This window comes from Thermosynechococcus sp. B3 (assembly GCF_030323045.1).
Classification (GTDB): domain Bacteria; phylum Cyanobacteriota; class Cyanobacteriia; order Thermosynechococcales; family Thermosynechococcaceae; genus Thermosynechococcus.
Map to the genome: position 1 here is coordinate 1,631,727 of NZ_CP097584.1, position 20,327 is coordinate 1,652,053.

Genomic DNA, 20,327 nt, shown 5'->3' on the forward strand with positions numbered 1-20,327 from the left:
TCCGAGTCAGAGAACTTAGCGTCGGGAAATTTGGCTGGGAATGATTTAAGTTATATTGTAAAGCCGATTTTATTGCCTGATCTCTCATCAAATCAAATGAATTTACCAGTGCTCATCTAAACATAATCTCCGGGTCGTCGGAGGGCAATCAAAGGATTAGCATGTTCAATCTGATAGTTAGGGTATCGTGTTCTAGCATCTGCCACAGCTTCTATCCATTCAGGATGCCGATCGTTCCACAAGGGATGGCGGATAATTCGAATCACACTGTTGTTTCTCTGATTTTTCACAAAACCAGTTAGATTAGCAAACTGAGTAGGACTGCCATAACCAAGGTGTTGAAAAGTTGTAGAAATTGCACCAGTTACTAAACTTTGCCAAGGATTAGGGAAATTCCCCCAATTAGAGGCTAAGTCTATAGTAACGGATGAGTCTCTGACCAATCGAGCCATATCCAAAGCCAATCGCCAGTCTAGGAGACCATGATAGGCAAGATTTCGATAATCCCGCAAACAGTCATTACAAGAAGTATCACAGTTTCTGCCGTGACCTTGAGAATTCAGCCAACGGTAGGCTATTGACAGAGAATTATTAGGGTCTGATTGAGCCATGACTTTCTCAAATTGATGAGGATTGGCTAAAAAATTGCAGTAGCCTGCACCATTCTCCAAACTGTCACAGAGAAACGCTTGGCCTACAACTTTGCCATCTTGAGCTAATGTACGAAATCCTGCTTGCAATTCCAGCGGATCGACATCTAAATAAGCAGAGGCGGCAATCCTGAGCCAAAAAGCGAAGGAATACCATGCCGCTCTCCCTTCTACCGTCATTGGATCAGCAAATACCCCCTCACTCCACCGGGCAATGTTTACCAAGAGAATGTCAGTTCTGCGCCGTGAAAGAAGTGCAATTTTATATTTCTGCCCTGAACCAGTAACACGATCGCTCCCTTCAATGGCATCGGCAACTACATAAGCTCCTGATTTGGGGTTACCGAATACTGAGGCATTTTGAAAATCGAATCCTCCCCTCCCGCCATTATCATTGATTGAAATAATGCGATCGCTTACAGAAGAAACATTAGCGTTCAAAACTAAGATTGGATTACCAGCAGGAGAATTGATACTAACAGTGGGACGTGTAGAACGAGGTTGCCACTCAAACTGCCCATCATAATCCTCTGGTTTCAAATTCGTAAAAAAACCTTTTGGTTCTCTAGCATCCAATGATCGCAAACTTTGTTGATGGCACACAGGGCATTCAGATAGTTGATTTATGTTACTGCCAGTAATAGGTTGATCAGGTTGATAGGGATAAACTACAGCTTGACAATTACTGCATAACCCCAGTGCTTGGTTAGGCTCAGATAAAGGGGGCGAAAAACCGGGCTTAACATCAATATAGCTACCATTATTTTGAGGTACTAACTCCACAACTCCACAGGCGGTATGCACTGCCTTATCTCTTACAGTCTGAGAACCAGGCGCAAACTGACCGATCGCTATATCCAAATCACGATCGATGGCTTCTTTATTTGACCATTTGGTGTAGAGAAGCCTTACCCTAGTGGGAAAGCCAAACATAGGCAAGTATCCCGCATTTGCTAATCGCTCGCTCAAATTATTTTGAGTGTAGGTAGCATCTGCCACAATACGATCAATTTCAGGAATAAGGTCATTACGAAGATAAGTCAGAAATTGAGAGTCTTCTGTGCTTAAATCAACTTGGATTTTTAATGCCTTTAAAATAGATAGAATTTTTGACTCATTAGAATTATCCTGCAACCAAGCAATAATTTGAGGTTTGTATTTATGCCAGTCTTCAACTTTGCCAAACTCACCATGCACGCTATCAGTTAGCTCCAAAGAGCTACTAATCTCTTTTTCTTTAAATGACTGTCGTAAAACTTCCTTGATCAACACTCGCCTAAAAATCTCCTCACTACGCATATCCACATAGGGTGGGGGAGGTGGATCACCCGTAATGCTCTCTGGACGCTGGAAATAAAAATCGTCATGACTTCTACCCCTACAGAAAGTAACCGCTAGAGAAACTCCTGCACTACGCCGTCCTGCCCGTCCTACCCGTTGCTGATAGTTGAATCTGCGGGGGGGCATATTAGACATCATCACCGCCAATAACGCTCCAATATCAACACCAGCCTCCATTGTGGTCGTTACGCTTAAAAGATCAATGCCTTGAACCTTGGGAATTTCTTGACTGATGAATACATCTTGAAACCAGCGCTGGCGTTTTGGTCGCTCATCCTTATCCGTTTGTCCTGTGAGTTCTGCCGCATTCATCCGAAAAGGATTCCCCGACTGCTCCGAAAGATAAGTGTAGTAATCAAAATCCGATCTGCTTTGGCTAGGTTCAAGCCTTACTATTGGCGCATTTTTATTTTTGGAAGTATTGCATTCAGGACAAATTCCACCCGCAGGATGAAGATAAAAAGCATTGCATTGGGGACAGCGATAACCGGGGCGAGTGCCATCACTATTCAATTGTGTAGGAGGAGGAGGTACAAGATAAAGTCTGTCTGGATTGAGAGCAAGACTCTGGCTACTAGCTATGCCTGCATTAGAGCCAGCAAGCTGTTTTAGAACATCAGCGGAAGAAACATTAGCGATACGGTTGCAATATCTTTCAGAATAGCCGGGTAAGTTTTGATTAGTCCCTGGATGGAAATAACTGGAGTATCTATGAAGTCGGCGGATACCTAATTGGCGAATGACAGCATCCACGACTTGAACCAAAACATCAGAGGCATTCCCGACAGGTGAATAGCTAACCCACTCTTGTCCAATATTCTCAAGTACCCTAGCTACATGAATGAATATAGCGTACATCATCTCATCAGCTAACTTCCCTTCTAAACGATCAAGATGATTAGTTTGTTCAGGAGTAATAGGAGATATTGGAACAACTGCGGTGTCCCAGTTGTAGCACTCAAACCAATAATGCCACTCTCTTCCACTGTTTTGACCTACTGAGTAGTTTAGGGCGCTGAAGTCAGTTCCACCTGGACAAATTCCATACTGCAGTAAAGAATCTCGTAGTCTGCGCCTTAAATCCAAGAGGGGGACACGATTTGGATAATCTCGGAGCATTCTTAGCCATTCACTTCTTGCTGATTCGTTGGCAGAAGGATGATTCATACTCCAAAAAAGTGCCTCTGTTGTGAGAGTAGGATAGGCATTAGCAAAGCGTTTGTACCGCTCCATGTCATCTGACGAATTAGGTAGATTCAGATCATTTCTCAGCCTAGGATTCAAATCTTCTATTCTGTCAAGAATATCTTGGTTCGTGCAGGTTTGTTTCACAAATGATAATAAATCTCCCCAATAATCCTTAAAGGATTGAATTAGTAGTAATCGCACCATATCTCGATAGTGATCTCGCTCCATCCCCGCCGCCAGTTTTGCCGCATCTTGACGACTATCAGAAAAAATCACCAATTTACGAGGAGAACGAATACTTTGAGGGGCAGGTGCAGGCATTTCTCTCAACAAGCCGCCTGCAATCACCTGACAAGCCTTCTGAAAACCTGTGCGATGGGTATGCAGTGGAGTTGGAAATATTTTTCTTCTGCTGTAGTCTGCATCACATCGGGGACACTTACTCGGAAAAGCGGAAGCTTCATCTGAGCCACTACCCATCACTTGATAAAGCCAACCTGGTACCTGATTTTTCCTTGGCGGTGTATTCGACTGATCAAGCATTCCAGTTACATGATCTAGTTTTGCTTTAGTCCATTTACGCATAATTCCATTGTGAGTCCATTGCTCATCTTGAGGTTGAGTTTCCCAAGGATTGCGATCATTAGGTAGGGGCCAAAAAATGCGATAGTTGCCATACTTTTGACTTAATATAACCGCATCTGGAATTCCTTCCAAGTCAGGTTGATCAGGAGTGAGAATTTCCACAGTAGTATTTCCTACCTTTCTTGTAGCTTTGTATCCGCCCACTAGGACTTCGCCACAGACTTCACAAACAATTAAATCTAAGACACGAGAACCGCAGGAGCAAGATAAACTATGGTTGGCATGAATTGCTCCTATAGTTGGTCTACTTGGTTTTGGCTGACTATTTCGTAACTCTTGATCAACGGCTGGATCGGTACAATTGGGATTAGTACAAGCCCAAAGATTTTGCAAGTTATGAAAAAATAAATGACCTCTCACTGGTTGGGGCGATCGGCCGTTAGCCAAGGTACTCATTCCCAATGCCATTAAAAATCCTCGCATAGCATCAGAAGTAAGCTGTCCTAGTTCTCTAGCATTGGGAAAAAGCTGATCATCTAAATCTCTTACATCAGTAGCACGAACACTACCATTGACGGCTCTACAAGCATCTCTGATAGCATCTGCCGCTTCTATATTTTCTAGAGCTTCACCCAGTTGTCTGCGTGGGTCAGAGTCACTACTGAAAGTTCCTAAATTTTCTGCCAAAGTAGTTATGTATGGCAGTGATGATTCAATATCAGGTGGTTGCATGGGACGAAATGGATCGGGCTGAACTGAGCGAGCAAACTGAGCAAAAACATCGCTATATTGATTGATATTTAACCGTGCTCCTTCTCTAGGTGGAGTTTGCTCCCCAGTAATCAAACTAAAGTCCCCCCGACCAAAAAACTGCCGCAGAAAGTCGTTTCCCTCTTGTCCTGCTTCTAAACTAGCTGTGGTCGTTAAGATTCTCAGTTGGGGTGAATCAGCAGTTAAACCGAGGCGATAGTATAACAGGCGAAGGATGTAGGCAACTTCTGTACCCGGTGTACCCCGATAGGCATGCAGCTCATCAATAATTAAGTAGAATTTATTTTCTGAATTACTTTCTAACCATCTCTTTGTAGCATCAAATATATTGTTTTCGATACTTCGCATCATCATGATATTCAGCATTGAATAGTTGGTGATCAAAATATCAGGGGGATGGTCTTGCATATCCCAGCGCGATCGCATTTCACCGCCATCTAATCTTGGAAAGTAGAAGGGTAAGTCGGGCATGTCATTAAGCACTGATGGATCACTTGCAATACCATTTTGAAGATTTTGATATTCCTGTTCCATAGTTCGCATGATAGTTCTTAATTCATTCAACTTGACTGAATTGGTTACCTGCTCATTTCTACGGTTTAGCCTAGTTTTTGTTCCAGGTACAGGGGTAAGCCCTGTGTAGCGTCCAAAGGTAATGCGGTTTCCTGCTCTAGTACGATCGAGCCATTCATGCACAGTAGGACTATCTAAAACTTTGCGTAATCGGCGTAATTGGTCTTCTACCAAAGCATTCAAGGGATAGAGAATCAAGGCGCGTACAGCCGCAGGACGAGTTTCATGGCTCCTTTGAGCAACCCAATCACCACGAGGATTATCAGTTTCATCCCACCAACGTTGATTTGCAGGTTTAGCATTAGGTGCTGTCCAGCTTTGAGATTCTTTGGCTAACTCAGCTAAAAGTGGCAAGAGAAAGCACTCTGTTTTACCCGATCCTGTCCCCGTTGTAACCACAATATCTCTTTGATTAACAATCGCCTCTTGTAAACTTTGCCATTGATGCTGATAAAGCTGAATTCCATCATCAAAGAGAGTTTGTCCAAGTTGGTCTAACTCTTGATATTCTCTTGGTAAATTTCTTGCGGCATCAGACAAGCTCATGCCTGATGAGGGATAAATTGGTACTGGCTCAACTAATGGTGGAATAGTCAGGACAGGATTATGGGGATCACGAAGAAATTGCAAGCGGCGATCGCGTTCTTTGCCTAGGGCAGGATACCGCAAGGGAAATGCACTCTTGATGTAAAGTTGATAAATGCGATCAAGTCTTTGATATGTGCCAAGTAAGTCATGCATAACTACTGCTCAGTTAGTGTAATCTTGAGAGCTTTTGAAATTTCTCTAGCCAGCCGTGAACTAATTCTATTATAAATCAAGAAGCCATCTCGGTAGGTAGGTAACATGCCAGATGCCATAACTAAATGAGATTCATAAATCTCTGGCAACCTTTGAGATATAGGAATTGCCAAAGTTTTTTCTTGGCGATCGTAGTAAAACTCAACATTCTGCCCAAGCGATAAAATTGCCAAAAATCTTAATCCATAATAATCACCTTGTAACCATGATTGTGTATTTTGATTGTAGAAAAAACTATATCTAAGCTGTCTAGAGTCTTTTGTCCAAAACTGATAAAATCCCGTTTCATTTTGGAAAATACAATTAATAAAGTTTGCTCCATCAAATCTCTTTAGATCAAAATTAAAAGGGAGAACACCATCAATTCTATTCAAACTATTCTGCCAATCATTAAGACTGAGAATACTTGGGGATTCAGCTAAATTAATAGAATACCCAGTTTTTTGAGCTAGAATTTCAATGGTAATTTGACTAGGTAAAATTACCTCAATTCTGCGAGGTGCTTCCCCTCTTGGCTGATGTCTTTCCTCTAGTGATCCAAATTCTCTAAGCCTCTGTAAAAAGCGATGGCTACGCTGACCATGAAGTAAAAAAGTCTGATCGCTAGGTTCAGAATCAGTACCCACATGTACTAAAGAGGGCGGATTAACTTGCCATTTAGAGCCATTATCAGAGGTAATTAAATGATTCAGTAGTTTTAGCCGCCTTAAAATGCGCTTTGGCTCAGGGAGATCAAGAATTTCACAGGTTTTCTTAAAGGATTCCCATGTGCCGCTTCCTGAAGCAGATAGCCAATAAAGCAGATGTTCATGCTTAGTTGAGAATTGTCTAATTTGCTCATCGCTGAGGTTTTGAGTGTTTGTACTATCAACCAAGTCTAAAGGACTCTCACGAATAATTTTTTGTTGCGATCGGTATGGAATAGGATTTGTGTAATCTTGGACATCATGTGCTGCCCCAACCATTGGTTTAATATCGTCAATAGTAAATTGGTTGCGTTTCTTGTCAACAGGAAAATTAAAAAAAATTTCCTTTAAGTCTTTAATAAAACTATCTACTTCAGATGGAATATCCCCCATTTTTATGCTCTCAATGGCAACAAAAAAGTAATATTCCCCTTTTGGTTTTTTTTCGATTCTTAATAATGGTATGTACTGTACAAGATTTCTAGACTGAACTGACCTAGATATAACTTCGATTAGCTGTTCGGGTTTTAATTTATTTGTCCTTTGCTTAAATCCCATATACCATCTCACTAATCTTTGTCTACTTATTCTCTCTTGTCTGGATTGGGTCATGACTAACTCCTTGCTGATTAAGCACTAAAACTTGTAAAATCAATTTCATCCCATGTTACAACTTTTATTAGTCCCTGAGCAGATTGCCCTGAACAGGTGGCACTAACTATAAAACTACCTTGAGTCAAATTGGGAATTGAATGCCGTTGATTAGTTGAAAAAGACTGATCAGAGTAAACCGTTTCGTTGGTAGTAATGTTGGTAATCTCTACCGCAACGGTTGGATGAAATGCAAATACTGTTACCTGTGGGAGATGATCACTGATCCATGTATTATTCTTCTTGGGTACTCTTAACCCTCCTGAAAAACTAATAGATAGCGATGTTTTCGGTTGTAGTTCATTTTTCAATTCTGCTGATTGAATAAATACTGCATCCCATGCTTTAGAAAGGACTTGACACTGATAAACCTCATACCAATCTGAGTTATCACCAAAAACTAGATATTTTGTATCACGATCGCCTTCCCATTGAATTAGGTTTTCATCTCTCAATCTTTGTAAATCTGTAAATAATGATTCCCTAAAAAGGATAATAAACTGCTCTCCCAATTTTGGACTACTCCAGCTTGCATATACCCCTGATTCAGGGTTATCTGGATCGGGTACTAATATCCAAAAGTCTCGCTTGGGTAAAATTAGCTTCTCAACTTGGGTATTGGGATTTATCTGATATGTTTTGCCTTGGGATATTTCTTGTCTCGACAAAGGTTGTCCGATCGGTAAATACCAGCCCGCTCTATCTTCTCGTAAATCCCATCGTTCTCCATTGACTTCTACTGTTAATGAACCAAGCGATCGCCCTTTTTGTTGCTTTGGATACAGGTAGTACTCAATATTTCCCAGAAAATCTTCAGTGCGATATATCCCCGTGTACAACTGGTGACTCCATTCTCTATGCTTTGTTCCACCAGTTAAGGTGCTTGGTGATCCTTTCGCCAGCCAATCTTCATAAGTTTCATGAATTGCCTGAGCTACTGATTCATAGCGACTACGATCATCTATTAACTTTTTGAGATGTTGAGTAAATGTTGAGTATTCACTAGCCACTTTCGCAAATAATGTTTGCTCATCCCATCTTGTTTGCCATTGCTTTTTAGTAAAGAGTCTTATTAATCGATCCTTGTCTGTATTGCGAAGTAATGATTGAGATATTGGATAGTTGATGTATTTTCTTTGCTTGCCAGAACCTTCTTTAGCAGTTGGAATGAAGCCCTGCTCAAGCAACCACCTATTCCATGTTTCCCATAACACTTTCTCGGGAGCATCTTCATTTTGTTTTATGTGTAATCCCTTTGGCCTGCTGGGTTGCCCATCTTTAGGTAAATTTAATATCTGCCGAAACCTAGAGAAGTAATTAGTCTCGTCTAACTTACTGTCTTCATCTTCTGCCATTTGGTTTGCCGCCAAGACCATAATTCCTAAAAAAGCAACCCCTTTCGGATAGCCCCAATCGTCTAAGCCTGATACAGTCTCTAAGTCTATTCCTTCACCCTTTACTACGACGTCCCTCACAGCTTGGCAGAAATTTGTGACCCATGATTCATGATTGCAGTCGCGATTGAAACTGTTGCCAATTTTCCCTAAGGTATCATCATCAAGGCTCAGGTAGATTTTTGTACCATATGGCACATTCTGGGTGAAGTAGCTGATGATAGACGCATTCCAGTCAGAATAATTGCTCATCCTCGCCGTCACTGAATTTTGATGATATGAGAAGTTTAGCATACGATCAGGATCAGAAGTGTTGAATCTTGCAAGAAAAATTAACATCCTAAGTGACCAGTAGCTCTGGCTGCCAATCAAAGCTCCAATGCACTATCGAGCAGCGACGACTGAGTTCCAGTTGCAAATGGAGAGTAGACTGAAGAATGGTATAGTTTGATGTTCTTTTGAAGATTCCATGCGGGTTTTCCTTCGCTGGCTACTATCATTAAAACTGACCTAAATTTACCGGTCACGCTCCTCCTTTAAGATGTGTAAATAAACAGTTTACCCCTACCATTTTTCAGCTAGATCCAGTTCCTCAGACTCCTTTAAGGGCAGCAGGGCAATGACCTCGAACTCGAAAATCTTTAGAATAGGGTTACAGGTTTCAGAGTAGCTAATTTTAATGGAGCGAGAGGAAATTATTGCGCTCATTCAGCGTGAGCTACCGCAGCTTGTGGCTCAAGATCCCAGCTTGAGAGATTTGATCCTGCGCATGGTCTTGGACGTTTCTCTGCCTCGCCGTGAGGCAGATATCAAGTTTGACCGTATCCTCAGCGAACTACAGCGCGATCGCGAGGAACAGTCACGCCGTTGGCAGGAACAAGACCGCAAGTGGCAAGAACAGGTCCGGCGTTGGGAAGAACAGGATCGCAGGTGGCAAGAGCAGGCCAAGCGCTGGGAAGAACAGGATCGCAGGTGGCAAGAGCAGGCCAAGCGCTGGGAAGAACAGGACCGCCGCTGGCAAGAACAGGCCAAGCGTTGGGAAGAACAGGACCGCCGCTGGCAAGAACAGGCCAAGCGTTGGGAAGAACAGGACCGCCGCTGGCAAGAACAGGCCAAGCGTTGGGAAGAACAGGATCGCAGGTGGCATGAGCAACTTGCAGAGATTCGGCGTCTTGACAAGCGCTTTGACAGTACAATTGGAGCCCTTGGTGCTCGCTGGGGAATTGCTTCAGAAACCAGCTTTCGCAACGCCCTCGCGGGCATTTTGACGGAATCCTTTGGGGTTGAGGTTTTGAACTTAACCCTCTACGACCATGAGGGTGAAGTCTTTGGTCGCCCTGATCAGGTGGAGCTAGACTTGATTATCAAAAATGGCTTAACCATTGCCTGTGAAATCAAATCTTCTATTGATAAGGCAGGGATGTATATCTTTGACCGTAAGGTGAATTTCTATGCGCGGCATCACCAGCGCCAAATTGACCGCAAAATTGTGATTTCGCCAATGGTTGATCCACGCGCACGACCGGTGGCTGAGGCGCTAGGGATTGAACTCTATAGTTATGCCGACTCAGTGGAGGGCTTGTAAGGAGACTTTTGTCGCTATACGAAACTCCCTTTGATTCTCGTCAAAAAATTGAACCACGCGATATCTCTCATGATTGAGCTTCATTCTCATGTTATTCTTGATACGTACAACAAATGGGCACTTCCTCTCACTCAGTCGCTCTAAAAATTGCCAGCTCGCAAACCCTCTATCCATGATTACAACAGCATTCTCAGGGATCATTTCTAGAATCTCCTCTTGAAAGCTCAGGTCATGTCTCTCCCCAAAAGAAATTACCGCTTTACCCGTGATGTTCTCTGTTAAATCAAATCCCGTAAGTAACTTCACTTGATGATATTTATAGAACCAAAAGAGTTTACCGGTCAGGGTAATGATGGTTGAATCGATAGGAAACAGCGTCATGCTTGAAGTACGATGTCTCTTTTGAGCTTGAGACATCAGTTGAGTGTAAATCCCCTCAAATAAGCTGGTTGTCCGAGTTTTGTTGGCTTTGGAAAACGTGGACATATCCACTGTAATCCCTGCATGATTCAAGCGATAAAATAAGGCTCTCATACTGGTTAACCCTTGGTCGAGAACGTAGGTCAACCAGATTTTGAAGAACAATTGAGAGTTCAGCACGGGGTAGTCACAGGGGCTGAGCCGATTGAGAATGGACTTGACAAGAGTTGTAAAAGATGCCATACTATAGTATAGTAAGTTGATTGTTTTTTCTTCTTTTAGGGGAAGAATATGACATTTCTTCCCTTTTTTCTAGCCTCTCAAACTACCTTTCAACACTTCTGCATTATAGTCTACCTCTGCATAGCCCCAAAAGTTGACCAGTATAGAGCTTGGTGTTACTGAGTCATACAGTCTTAACACTTGAAAAAAGATGTTCTAGAAAAATTCTATGGTCAAATGATCTGATTTGAGGCAGAAATATTGAATCTTGCAACAAAAATTAACGTATCAAGTGACAATCAGACCTACTTGTCAATCAAAGTGCCAATGTTATTGTTGTATTATCGAATACCGGTTAGTACCCTAAGTAGCTGTAGCTGCTAGTTAAAGCCACTTTGCGTCAAAAATTGTGACAGTTTAATTTAAAAGAATAACTCTGACCGTTGTACGGCAAGTCACATCTTCATTGACTAGCTAAACAATTGTGCTATTCGAGGTCTAGCAACCCTATAGCTACTTCAGTCATGATATTTAGATACGTTTGGGAATAGCCCATGTCCGATTGTGGTTGCCACATCGAAGCAAGAAATGCGGCGGAGCGCAAAACCCTGCGAATTGTGCTGCTGATCAACGTGCTCATGTTTTTTGTGGAGGTGATTACTGGCGTCCTTGCCCAGTCCACTGCCTTGATTGCTGATTCTCTTGATATGCTGGCCGATGCTCTCGTCTATGGCCTCTCCCTCTATGCCGTGGGGCGATCGCTCAAGCAGAAAACCCGTGCAGCAAGTCTAAGTGGCCTGTTTCAAATAACCCTAGCCGCCCTAATTTTGCTGGATGTGATCCGTCGCTTTGTCAGCGGTAGTGCCCCAGAGGCCGATTGGATGATGGCGATCGCTCTCCTTGGACTGGTGGCCAATGGCTACTGCCTTTACTTGATTGCCAAACATCGGCAAGGGGAGGTGCACATGCGCGCCAGTTGGATTTTTACCCAAAATGACGTGATTGCCAATGTCAGCGTAATTATCGCCGGCGGGCTGGTCGCCCTCTTTCGATCCCCTTATCCTGATTTGATTGTGGGTTTTGGCATCGCCAGCCTTGTGCTCTGGGGAGGAATTCGTATTGTGCGGGATGCAAGGCAGGCGGTGATGAACACCCCTGTAGAATAAGTAGGGTTACTTTTGGGGAAGTCTCCTGTGAGCGGACCAGCGATCGCCATCATTGACTACGATATGGGCAATCTGCATTCCGTGAGTAAAGCCCTTGATGTCGTGGGGGCAACGCCCTTAGTGAGCGATCGCGCCAGTGACATTTGTGCTGCGGATGCCGTGGTTCTCCCCGGTGTCGGTGCCTTTGACCCCGCCATGACCCATCTCCACGAGCGGGAACTGGTGCCTGTCATTCAGCGGGTGATTCAGCAGGGGATGCCCTTTTTGGGGATTTGTCTGGGTCTGCAAGTCTTGTTTGAGTGCAGCGAAGAAGGCAGAGAACCCGGCCTTGGTATTTTTGCGGGGAAAGTCAAACGCTTTCAGTCTGAACCCGGCCTCACAATCCCCCACATCGGCTGGAACCAACTCACCCTAACGCAACCCGCCTGTCCCCTCTGGCAGAATTTACCGCCAACCCCTTGGGTGTATTTTGTCCACTCCTACTTTGTCGCCCCTGATGATCCAGAGCTTGTGGCCGCCACCGTCCGTCATGGTCAGCAAACTGTCACAGCCGCGATCGCCCGCAACAATATCTTTGCCTGTCAATTTCACCCCGAAAAGTCGGGCAAGATCGGCCTGCAACTACTGCGCAACTTTGTCACTCTCGTCAAACACCAGTATAGCCATTTTAATCAAGAATGAGATATTATCCAGTACAATAATTGTGAATCACCTCATCAGCACCTCCTCGCGACTTAGTGTGGTGAACTTGTACAGGACAGTTGTTATGATTAACTCTATTATGGCTTGCTGCTTCAGGTCTGTTTCTGGCTGACTCCGCTGCGCAAGTAATCGATTGGGATAAATGACCACGGCTTGCCCATCAGAGAAGGTCTGGCGATACAGACGCAAATAGAGAAAGATTTCAGCAAAGAAGCGTTCGTAGAAGGTATTATCTCTTTGAAACTGGACTTCACAAAAATAGACCACTCCTGAGGGATCAGGGGGGACAAAGAAACCGTCAATGCGGAAGGCGGTTGGCTTGAGTTCAACGAAGTCAAAGCGGTAGCCTCTAGGATAGTCAATTCCGAGCAGCTCAAAGAGCGTCTGAGGCAGTTGAGCAAACAGTTGGTAAAAGAGGGAGTCGCGGCGCATGGGCTAGGGAATATATCACGGGAGCATGGATTAAAGCAGGCCGCGATAGCGAATAAATGTCAGCACTGCCGCCCACGACCCCAAGGCCACTTTTAGGGCAATGAGGATATTCAGCCAAGGAATCCAGCCACCACTGAGGAGGGTGCCAAACTGACCCGCCGGCAAGGCCACCCCCATCAACAGGCTGGCACCGCAGAGAATGAAAACAATCACGGAGATTTTTTCCCATGTGGCGGCATGGAAGCGACGATAGATGCTCTCTAGCCATTCTGGAGCTGAGGTAATGGCCACAAGCCCGATCGCCGTCCCGCCAGCAACGCCAGCCGCAAATCCACCCCCCGCACTCAGGTGCCCCCGCAAGGCCAACTCAATACACACAAGGGAGCAAATGGTGGCGCCAAATCTTGCCAAAACAATCGAGGGCTGATCATTAAAGCGGCTAACGTGGCCAAGGGGTTTTTCATTGCTGAGTAGATACTGTGCCCCCATGATGGCAAGAGTGAATACCACCACTTCAAAAATGGTGTCGTACAGGCGATTGCGCAAAATCACAGCCGTAACGGCATTGGGAATGCCACTCTGGTTAACAAGGGTTTCGACAATGGGAAGCGTTGGTACCGCAGGTAGGGTGGGGATCATCAGCATTTTCACCAGCAGCAGCACTGCCGCAATGCCATAGAGCCAAATCATGTCGCTGACTCCTCTTCACTGGGCAAGGGGTAATACACGAGTTCTGTGAGACTGGTGAGGTGGGGCTTGAGGATGGTGTAAAGGCGTGCTACACGGGTCATCGTTAATAATTGAGTGGTTTCTTCAGCACATAGGGCATGAATCTCGCGATCGCGGAGCGCTATTTTAAGTTGCTCAAAGGTGGGATAAATAATTAATTCAACACGCAAATGATAGGGAGCAACGGCTTCACGAATGGCTGCCAGTAAATGATCCAAGCTATCGGTGGAGAGTGCCGAAGCTAAGATGCCCAATCGCAGCACCAAGGAAGAGCGTACTGCAACGGCGTAGAGCATAATTGAGAGCATTGTTCCCACAAGGGCTTCGGTCAGTGCCACATCAGCAGCGCCGAGAATGGCATAGAGGAGAGCCGCCACCGCACCAATAATGCCGCGAATGACAAGGGCGTGGTAGGGATTCTCCTGAAACACCAGCATCAGAGCTGTTAGAGGCAAGAGTGCAGTGACAGCAATGAACCAGCTATCCATCAGTGTCCTCCCCTTGGGAGCAGTAGGCCAAAACATAGCCCAGAATGGTGTTCCAGAGGGCGAGGGAGATCAACGCCAAGACCAGAAGTGGCCATTCGCGGGGAATGCGCAGCAAGACGCCGATCATGATTGCCATCGAACCTAAGGTATCGGAGACTGACAAAAAATGCAGTTTATAGAGGGGCGATCGCCGACCCACCAGCGGCCATGTTCCCCACAGCCAAAGAAAGAGACCAAAACTAATACAGGCATAACTAATCCACTGTAAAATCACTGACCCCCTCCCTAAAGATTGGCGACATCCCGTAGTCGCCGCAGAATCTGCGCCAAGAGCATCAGGGCACCATTGCCCACACTAAGGATGATCACCCCCACAATGCCAATCATCCAATCATCCCGCTGCACCGACACCAGCAAGATCATAATGGCTGCCTTTGTGGCAATACTGGCAAAGGCCAACATCTTCGACCAGATGTGCTCCCCCTTCCAAGCAGCATAGAGGGGAATGCCCAGAATCAGCAGCATGATGACTAAAAAGGCCGTCATTTTTCGGGTCTGCGCTCCACTAGTTGATGCACTTCAAACCAGCCCTCCTCGTCGTAGTGCAGCACGATCGTCTTGGGGGTGAAGGTAATCGTAAAAATATCTAGAAAAATCAGACCGGGGGCACGGGTAGGATCAACGGGTTCACGGACGATCGCTTCATGGCGATGGGGACGCACCATCATTTCAATGGCTTCAATATAGGCACGGGGAACAGCCATCGCCACTTTTCCTAGGGTACTCAGCCACTGCCGCAGTGTTGCCATCCCCCCTCGCCCTTGGGGCAGCAGGAGCGAAACCAAAATCCCAATCGCCAGATTGACCAAGCCAAAGTCCGCCGTCAGCAGCAGCCAAATCGTTAGGCGCAGGGCAAAGTTCAAATAATTCATAGCGCTAACCCCACCAAGCCAAGTAAGAGTAACAGCATCACCCCTAGAAGATGTTCTAGACGTTCCCAAGCCCCTCGCCATGGCGATTCCCAGCGGGAGACCCCCAAAGCCACTAGGCCACACCCCACCAAGGGCGGCAAAAAGGCGCGTAACAAACTCATGCCACTACTGTAGGCTTCCATGTAGCCGGCATTGGCCAGAAATAGCCCACCCAAGAGCACCATTGTGGCGGCACTATAGCCCATAGGGGTCTTGCTAGGATAGCGAGGCAAAAAGAGGAATTTGCTGTAAATTGTGGCGGTTAAAAAGCCAGCACCATAGAGCAGTCCCTGCTGCCACGGGTCAAGGTAACTTAGGGTCAAAGCCTTAGCGGGAAATCCAGCAAGGAGGGGCACACCGACAATGCCATAACCGGCAATAATCAGGGCGATCGCCGCTGGGCGCGGCAGACCCTCTTGGCGCAATTCACTAAGACGATAGTGGCGCAGTTCCCCCACACTCAAAAAAAGGCTGGCCTTGGCTAAGCCGTGCATCAGGGCATACAAACCCGCTGCCGGTGGGGCAATGATCACCCATCCCAATTGGCCAAGGGTACTAAAGCTGAGCATCCGTCGTACATCATCGGCCACCAAGGCAAATATTAAGCCAAAAAAGATTGAGGCGAGGGCAAACAGACGCACAATATCGGCAATGGTGCTATAGAGCAGACTGACGCGAGCAAGGCTAAACACCCCAGCATTTTCGACAATGCCGGCTAGGAGAGCAGCAACAATGGGAGCAGCAACGACGTTAGTTTGGGGCAACCAAAGCCCACTAATGAAAATGGCGCCCTTGGCCAACAATGCCATCAAAATCAGCGCCACAGCCTCTGGCGGTGCCTGCATCAGGGCACTAAAGGCAAAGGTATGGTTTGTCTGATAGACGAGCGCCACCCCCATTAGATAAAAGAGCATGGCCACGTTGCTCACCATCAGGTAGCGTAGGCCAATCCAGAGGGGGCGATCGCTACGGGGATAGGCAATTAACAAAAAGACAACAATCCCCAGCACCTCAATATTGACGTAGAGACTGAGGAAATCCGCTGAAATAAAGACGGTGTTGGCACAGCCGTGGAGCAGACACAGCAGCACATAGAAGAACGCTTTATAACCCTCCTGCCACGTATGTAACAGTGCTGCCAAAATGACGAGGGCATTGGTGACAATAAAGTAGCCACTGAGGGGGTCAATGCTCAGGGAAATGCCAAAGCTATCGAGTAGGACAAACGCAGTGTTGACTTGGTTAATGGTGATGCCTAAGCCGACACAGAGGGAAACAAGGGCGATCGCTAGGGTCAGACCCCGCGCTAAGGGGGGCAGCAGATAAAGGGTTAAGCCGGCCACAAAAGGCAACAAAATCCAAGCGATCGCCAGCGCCGTCATTGCCACTTCCTACAGATACTTTTGATCAATTTCTGGGGTTTCTAAAGTCGGGTTATCCCGCGCTAGCTTCATTGCCGCCACCAGCATCAGGGTTTGAATCGAAAGGCCAATCACGATTGCGGTTAAAATCACGGCTTGGGGTACGGGGTCGGCATAGGCAGCATCAAAGGCTCCGCCACGGGCAATGGGCGTGACCAGACCACTGTGGGTGGCAATGACCACAAACAAAGCCACTACGCCGGTGCTCATGACATCCATCGTCACAATCTTCATTAGCAGGTTTTTCTTGACGATCGTTGCTAGAAACCCGACGAGGATAGTGACAAAAACACTGGCTTCTAAGAAAATCATGAGACCCCACCCCCAGACACCTTGGTATTTAGAACAAAGGTATTTAGAACAAACTGTAACATTCTGCTTTGCCGTTACACCTTGCCTGTTGCTATAGAACTGCACCGCCGCAACCAACGGTGAGGACCCTTAAGCCCGTCAACCCCCATCTTAACTTTATTCAGATCAATATCAATTCTCTATAGAATAGATTTTTGTCAATATCAGTGTCACAAACTTTATAATTTAGAAAAATGCTTAACAATTTGCAACATTTGGCAAATAGGTATATATTCTTATTCAGACACTTGAACGAATTACTGGACTCGTCCCTTGGGGGGTTGTCTGATGAATGTCCAATTTCCTTGGCTGACTGTACTAACACTGCTGCCTTTAGGGGCAGCCTTTTTCATTCCCGTGTTGCCCGACCGTGAGGGGAAGACAGTCCGCTGGTATGCCCTAGCGATCGCACTCCTCGAACTTGGCCTCTCGGCAATGGTTTTCTGGCAGCACTACGATGCCCAATCCGCCCAGATCCAAATGGTGGAAACCGTGCCTTGGCTGCCGCAAATCGGCCTGAACTGGTCCCTAGCGGTTGATGGCCTTGCCGTCCCCCTGATTTTGCTGACGGGTCTGGTCAACACAGTGGCAATCTTTGCGGCTTGGCAAGTAAAGCAGAAGCCGCGTTTATTTTATTTCTTGATGCTGGCGCTCTACAGTGCCCAAATTGGCGTCTTTGCCGCCCAAGACCTCATCCTCTTCTTCCTGATTTGGGAATTGGAACTGGTGCCCGTCTATCTACTCATTTCCATCTGGGGGGGAGCCAAACGCCAATACGCCGCTACAAAATTCATCCTCTACACTGCCGTTGGTTCCCTCTTTATCCTCATTGCTGGCCTAGGGATGGCCTTCTATGGGGGTGACTTTACGCTCAGCATGGCGGCCTTGGGTCTCAAGGACTATCCCTTGGCGCTGGAACTGCTGGCCTATGGTGGTTTCCTGATTGCCTTTGGTGTCAAGCTGCCGATTTTCCCGCTACACACTTGGTTACCCGATGCCCATGGTGAAGCCTCGGCGCCCGTGTCAATGGTGCTGGCAGGCGTGCTCTTGAAAATGGGGGGCTATGGCCTGATTCGCTTCAACCTGCAAATGTTGCCGGATGCCCACATCTACTTTGCGCCGGTGCTGATTGCCCTTGGGGTCGTGAATATTGTCTATGGTGCCCTGACTGCTTTTGGCCAAGAAAACCTGAAGCGGCGGCTGGCCTACTCCTCGATTTCCCACATGGGCTTTGTGCTGCTGGGCATTGGTGCCCTCAATGGCATTGGTCTCAATGGGGCGATGCTGCAAATGCTTTCCCACGGTTTGATTGCGGCTGTTCTCTTCTTCTTGGCCGGGGTGACCTACGATCGCACCCACACATTGGCCATGGAAAAAATGAGCGGTATTGCCCAATCCATGCCGAAAACCTTTGCCCTGTTTACCGCTGCCTCTATGGCCTCGCTGGCGCTGCCCGGTATGAGTGGTTTTGTCAGTGAACTCACTGTCTTTTTGGGCTTGACCAATAGTGATGCCTACTCCACGAGTTTCAAAGTGGGAGTGATTTTCCTTGCCGCTGTTGGGGTGATTATTACGCCCGTCTATCTGCTCTCGATGGTGCGCCGTGTCTTTACGGGCAAACAAGCGGGCGATATGTTTGACAAACTGCTGTTGGACATCAATCCCCGTGAAACCTTCATTGCCCTGTCCCTGTTGGTGCCGATTATTGCTGTGGGGATGTATCCCAAGCTAGCCACCCAAACCTACGATGTGACCACGACAGCGATCGCTAGCCATGTCCATGCGGCTCTGCCGGCGGTAGCGCAGCACCATCTGCCCCTCTATGCCCAACTGACCCAATCCGCCCCCAGCCTAGTCAGTGAAGCAACTGTTGCCGACAGCACCCTCTAGGGGTGAGGGGTGGGGATGCACCGTCTCCAACTGGCAGTTCAGGGCATTCATTGCTAGAGTGGAGTAACGGCATTCCTGCCCTTGGGCAGATTGCATAAACTGAATACGGTGATTCAATAAAGGCTCTATGAGTAATCTCGAGAAACAAATTGAACAAGCCCGCGAGGAAGCCCACAAAATCTGTGATACCGAAGGGGCAACCTCTGGACAGTGTGCCGCCGCTTGGGATGCCCTTGAGGAACTGCAAGCGGAAGCTGCCCACCAACGCGCTGAGCAGCAAGATCACAAAACCTCCTTTCAGCAGTACTGTGATGACAACCCTGATGCTGCTGAGTGCCGCATTTACGACGACTAAGGGTTGAGGGTGTGGGTCGCTGGCAACAGTTGTGGGATCAATTTGCCGCAGCGACGGGTCAGCGGCTCCATGAGGGTAAAGCCCTTGCGGTAGGGGGCGGCAGTATCAACACCACCTATGTGTGGCAACATCCTGAGCAAACCCTCTTTGTTAAATTCAATCGCCCTGAACGGCAGGCCATGTTTGCTGCCGAAGCCAATGCCCTGCGGGCGATCGCCAAGGTTCAAGCGATTCGCGTTCCCCTTCCCCTGCTATGGGGAGTGGTTGAGGACGCGAGTTTTTTAGTGTTGGAATACTTGCCCCTCACCAGTGCCGGAGATTGGTGGCAAATGGGGGTAGAGCTGGCACAGTTGCACCTCAAGGGCACTGGCGATCGCTACGGCTGGTGCGAAAACAACACCATTGGTGCCACTCCTCAAATCAACCCTTGGTCAGACAACTGGGGGGAGTTTTTCCGCGATGCTCGCCTGCGCTATCAGCTGGAGTTGGCTCGCCGTCGGGGTGGACACTTTCCCAAGGCGGAGAAGCTCCTAGCAGCCATTCCAGAACTCCTGAACCATGAGCCAACCCCTACCCTAGTGCACGGCGATCTCTGGTCGGGAAATGCTGCCTTTTGTCGTACGGGGGAACCCGTCATTTTCGACCCCGCCAGTTACTATGGCGATCGCGAGGTGGACTTGGCCATGAGTGAACTCTTTGGTGGCTTTCCTGCAGCCTTTTATGAGGGCTACAACGCCACCTATCCCTTAGCAGTTGGCTATAGGCAACGGAAAACTATCTACAACCTGTACCACATCCTCAATCACTTCAATCTCTTTGGCGGCAGTTATGGGACTCAAGCAGAGCAAATGATGGCTGCGATTCTTGACCAATAGACGCTTACCAAGCAATTCTTAGTCGGTAAGCCTATGCTCCACAACTTTAGGTAAGCATCGGAAGGATGTCATGAAAGGGA

At 46.9% G+C, this 20,327-nt stretch carries 17 protein-coding genes and 1 pseudogene; 6 read left to right on the forward strand and 12 right to left on the reverse strand.

The window, feature by feature from the left end; genetic code table 11:
• Positions 1 to 116 precede the first annotated feature (116 nt).
• Genes M0646_RS08190 through M0646_RS08200 form a run of 3 tightly spaced genes read right to left on the reverse strand, consistent with a single transcriptional unit; the run spans position 117 to position 8,979 of the window.
• Positions 117 to 5,849 carry a DEAD/DEAH box helicase gene (locus M0646_RS08190; protein WP_286625287.1) on the reverse strand — a complete coding sequence of 1,911 codons (5,733 nt, stop codon included), beginning with the start codon at positions 5,847 to 5,849 and terminating at the stop codon, positions 117 to 119.
• Between the two features lie 2 nt (positions 5,850 to 5,851).
• The gene (locus M0646_RS08195) at positions 5,852 to 7,207 is read right to left on the reverse strand and encodes a hypothetical protein (RefSeq protein ID WP_286649509.1); all 1,356 of its coding nucleotides are present in this window, start codon (positions 7,205 to 7,207) and stop codon (positions 5,852 to 5,854) included.
• Positions 7,208 to 7,224: 17 nt separating this feature from the next.
• The gene (locus M0646_RS08200) at positions 7,225 to 8,979 is read right to left on the reverse strand and encodes a hypothetical protein (RefSeq protein ID WP_286625289.1); all 1,755 of its coding nucleotides are present in this window, start codon (positions 8,977 to 8,979) and stop codon (positions 7,225 to 7,227) included.
• Between the two features lie 340 nt (positions 8,980 to 9,319).
• On the opposite strand from M0646_RS08200, the gene M0646_RS08205 reads away from it, so the two are divergent.
• Positions 9,320 to 10,225 (forward strand): PD-(D/E)XK nuclease family protein, encoded by a 906-nt coding sequence (locus M0646_RS08205; protein ID WP_286625291.1) that lies wholly within the window; start codon positions 9,320 to 9,322, stop codon positions 10,223 to 10,225.
• Here the strand turns inward: M0646_RS08205 and M0646_RS08210 are convergent.
• A complete protein-coding gene (locus tag M0646_RS08210) occupies positions 10,208 to 10,888 on the reverse strand; it encodes a transposase (protein ID WP_286625292.1) in 681 nt (226 codons plus the stop codon). The two genes, M0646_RS08205 and M0646_RS08210, sit on opposite strands and share 18 nt — an antisense overlap.
• Before the next feature lie 533 nt (positions 10,889 to 11,421).
• On the opposite strand from M0646_RS08210, the gene M0646_RS08215 reads away from it, so the two are divergent.
• Positions 11,422 to 12,033 carry a cation diffusion facilitator family transporter gene (locus M0646_RS08215; RefSeq protein WP_286625293.1) on the forward strand — a complete coding sequence of 204 codons (612 nt, stop codon included), beginning with the start codon at positions 11,422 to 11,424 and terminating at the stop codon, positions 12,031 to 12,033.
• Positions 12,034 to 12,096: 63 nt separating this feature from the next.
• Positions 12,097 to 12,714: an imidazole glycerol phosphate synthase subunit HisH gene (hisH, locus tag M0646_RS08220; protein ID WP_399363219.1), complete on the forward strand. Its 618-nt coding sequence runs from the start codon at positions 12,097 to 12,099 to the stop codon at positions 12,712 to 12,714.
• A gap of 36 nt (positions 12,715 to 12,750) precedes the next feature.
• Here the strand turns inward: hisH and M0646_RS08225 are convergent.
• From M0646_RS08225 to M0646_RS08260, 8 genes and pseudogenes are all read right to left on the reverse strand, one after another.
• A pseudogene (locus tag M0646_RS08225) lies at positions 12,751 to 13,167 on the reverse strand (DUF2887 domain-containing protein); the annotation flags it as partial.
• A gap of 30 nt (positions 13,168 to 13,197) precedes the next feature.
• The gene (locus M0646_RS08230) at positions 13,198 to 13,857 is read right to left on the reverse strand and encodes a Na(+)/H(+) antiporter subunit B (RefSeq protein ID WP_286625295.1); all 660 of its coding nucleotides are present in this window, start codon (positions 13,855 to 13,857) and stop codon (positions 13,198 to 13,200) included.
• Positions 13,854 to 14,384: a DUF4040 domain-containing protein gene (locus M0646_RS08235; protein ID WP_149819858.1), complete on the reverse strand. Its 531-nt coding sequence runs from the start codon at positions 14,382 to 14,384 to the stop codon at positions 13,854 to 13,856. Before M0646_RS08235 ends, M0646_RS08230 begins: the two co-directional genes overlap by 4 nt.
• Positions 14,377 to 14,655 carry a monovalent cation/H(+) antiporter subunit G gene (locus M0646_RS08240; RefSeq protein WP_181496944.1) on the reverse strand — a complete coding sequence of 93 codons (279 nt, stop codon included), beginning with the start codon at positions 14,653 to 14,655 and terminating at the stop codon, positions 14,377 to 14,379. Before M0646_RS08240 ends, M0646_RS08235 begins: the two co-directional genes overlap by 8 nt.
• A 14-nt stretch (positions 14,656 to 14,669) precedes the next feature.
• Complete coding sequence (locus M0646_RS08245) at positions 14,670 to 14,930, reverse strand: hypothetical protein (RefSeq protein ID WP_181495024.1); 261 nt, start codon at positions 14,928 to 14,930, stop codon at positions 14,670 to 14,672.
• On the reverse strand, positions 14,927 to 15,316 hold the full coding sequence (locus M0646_RS08250) for a Na+/H+ antiporter subunit E (RefSeq protein ID WP_149819862.1): 390 nt from the start codon (positions 15,314 to 15,316) through the stop codon (positions 14,927 to 14,929). Before M0646_RS08250 ends, M0646_RS08245 begins: the two co-directional genes overlap by 4 nt.
• Positions 15,313 to 16,737: a cation:proton antiporter gene (locus M0646_RS08255; protein ID WP_226972050.1), complete on the reverse strand. Its 1,425-nt coding sequence runs from the start codon at positions 16,735 to 16,737 to the stop codon at positions 15,313 to 15,315. The genes M0646_RS08250 and M0646_RS08255 overlap by 4 nt, the downstream gene beginning before the upstream one ends.
• A gap of 9 nt (positions 16,738 to 16,746) precedes the next feature.
• On the reverse strand, positions 16,747 to 17,088 hold the full coding sequence (locus M0646_RS08260) for a cation:proton antiporter subunit C (RefSeq protein ID WP_149819866.1): 342 nt from the start codon (positions 17,086 to 17,088) through the stop codon (positions 16,747 to 16,749).
• Positions 17,089 to 17,415: 327 nt separating this feature from the next.
• On the opposite strand from M0646_RS08260, the gene M0646_RS08265 reads away from it, so the two are divergent.
• From M0646_RS08265 to M0646_RS08275, 3 genes are all read left to right on the forward strand, one after another.
• Positions 17,416 to 19,017, forward strand: coding sequence for an NAD(P)H-quinone oxidoreductase subunit 4 (locus M0646_RS08265; protein ID WP_149819868.1), 1,602 nt, complete (start codon positions 17,416 to 17,418; stop codon positions 19,015 to 19,017).
• 127 nt (positions 19,018 to 19,144) lie between these two features.
• Positions 19,145 to 19,372 (forward strand): Calvin cycle protein CP12, encoded by a 228-nt coding sequence (locus M0646_RS08270; protein WP_011057657.1) that lies wholly within the window; start codon positions 19,145 to 19,147, stop codon positions 19,370 to 19,372.
• An 11-nt stretch (positions 19,373 to 19,383) separates the two neighbouring features.
• Positions 19,384 to 20,247: a fructosamine kinase family protein gene (locus M0646_RS08275; protein WP_286625298.1), complete on the forward strand. Its 864-nt coding sequence runs from the start codon at positions 19,384 to 19,386 to the stop codon at positions 20,245 to 20,247.
• The last annotated feature ends 80 nt before the right edge of the window (positions 20,248 to 20,327 follow it).

Bases quoted from the DNA above. Each gene is read 5' to 3' on its own strand.
- M0646_RS08230 (WP_286625295.1), bottom strand. From the start codon at position 13,857: ATGATTTGGCTCTATGGCATTGCGGCAGTGCTGCTGCTGGTGAAAATG.
- hisH (WP_399363219.1), top strand. From the start codon at position 12,097: ATGGGCAATCTGCATTCCGTGAGTAAAGCCCTTGATGTCGTGGGGGCA.
- M0646_RS08260 (WP_149819866.1), bottom strand. From the start codon at position 17,088: ATGATTTTCTTAGAAGCCAGTGTTTTTGTCACTATCCTCGTCGGGTTT.
- M0646_RS08210 (WP_286625292.1), bottom strand. From the start codon at position 10,888: ATGGCATCTTTTACAACTCTTGTCAAGTCCATTCTCAATCGGCTCAGC.
- M0646_RS08200 (WP_286625289.1), bottom strand. From the start codon at position 8,979: ATGTTAATTTTTCTTGCAAGATTCAACACTTCTGATCCTGATCGTATG.
- M0646_RS08205 (WP_286625291.1), top strand. From the start codon at position 9,320: ATGGAGCGAGAGGAAATTATTGCGCTCATTCAGCGTGAGCTACCGCAG.
- M0646_RS08215 (WP_286625293.1), top strand. From the start codon at position 11,422: ATGTCCGATTGTGGTTGCCACATCGAAGCAAGAAATGCGGCGGAGCGC.
- M0646_RS08250 (WP_149819862.1), bottom strand. From the start codon at position 15,316: ATGAATTATTTGAACTTTGCCCTGCGCCTAACGATTTGGCTGCTGCTG.
- M0646_RS08245 (WP_181495024.1), bottom strand. From the start codon at position 14,930: ATGACGGCCTTTTTAGTCATCATGCTGCTGATTCTGGGCATTCCCCTC.
- M0646_RS08235 (WP_149819858.1), bottom strand. From the start codon at position 14,384: ATGGATAGCTGGTTCATTGCTGTCACTGCACTCTTGCCTCTAACAGCT.
- M0646_RS08195 (WP_286649509.1), bottom strand. From the start codon at position 7,207: ATGACCCAATCCAGACAAGAGAGAATAAGTAGACAAAGATTAGTGAGA.
- M0646_RS08270 (WP_011057657.1), top strand. From the start codon at position 19,145: ATGAGTAATCTCGAGAAACAAATTGAACAAGCCCGCGAGGAAGCCCAC.
- M0646_RS08255 (WP_226972050.1), bottom strand. From the start codon at position 16,737: ATGACGGCGCTGGCGATCGCTTGGATTTTGTTGCCTTTTGTGGCCGGC.
- M0646_RS08265 (WP_149819868.1), top strand. From the start codon at position 17,416: ATGAATGTCCAATTTCCTTGGCTGACTGTACTAACACTGCTGCCTTTA.
- M0646_RS08190 (WP_286625287.1), bottom strand. From the start codon at position 5,849: ATGCATGACTTACTTGGCACATATCAAAGACTTGATCGCATTTATCAA.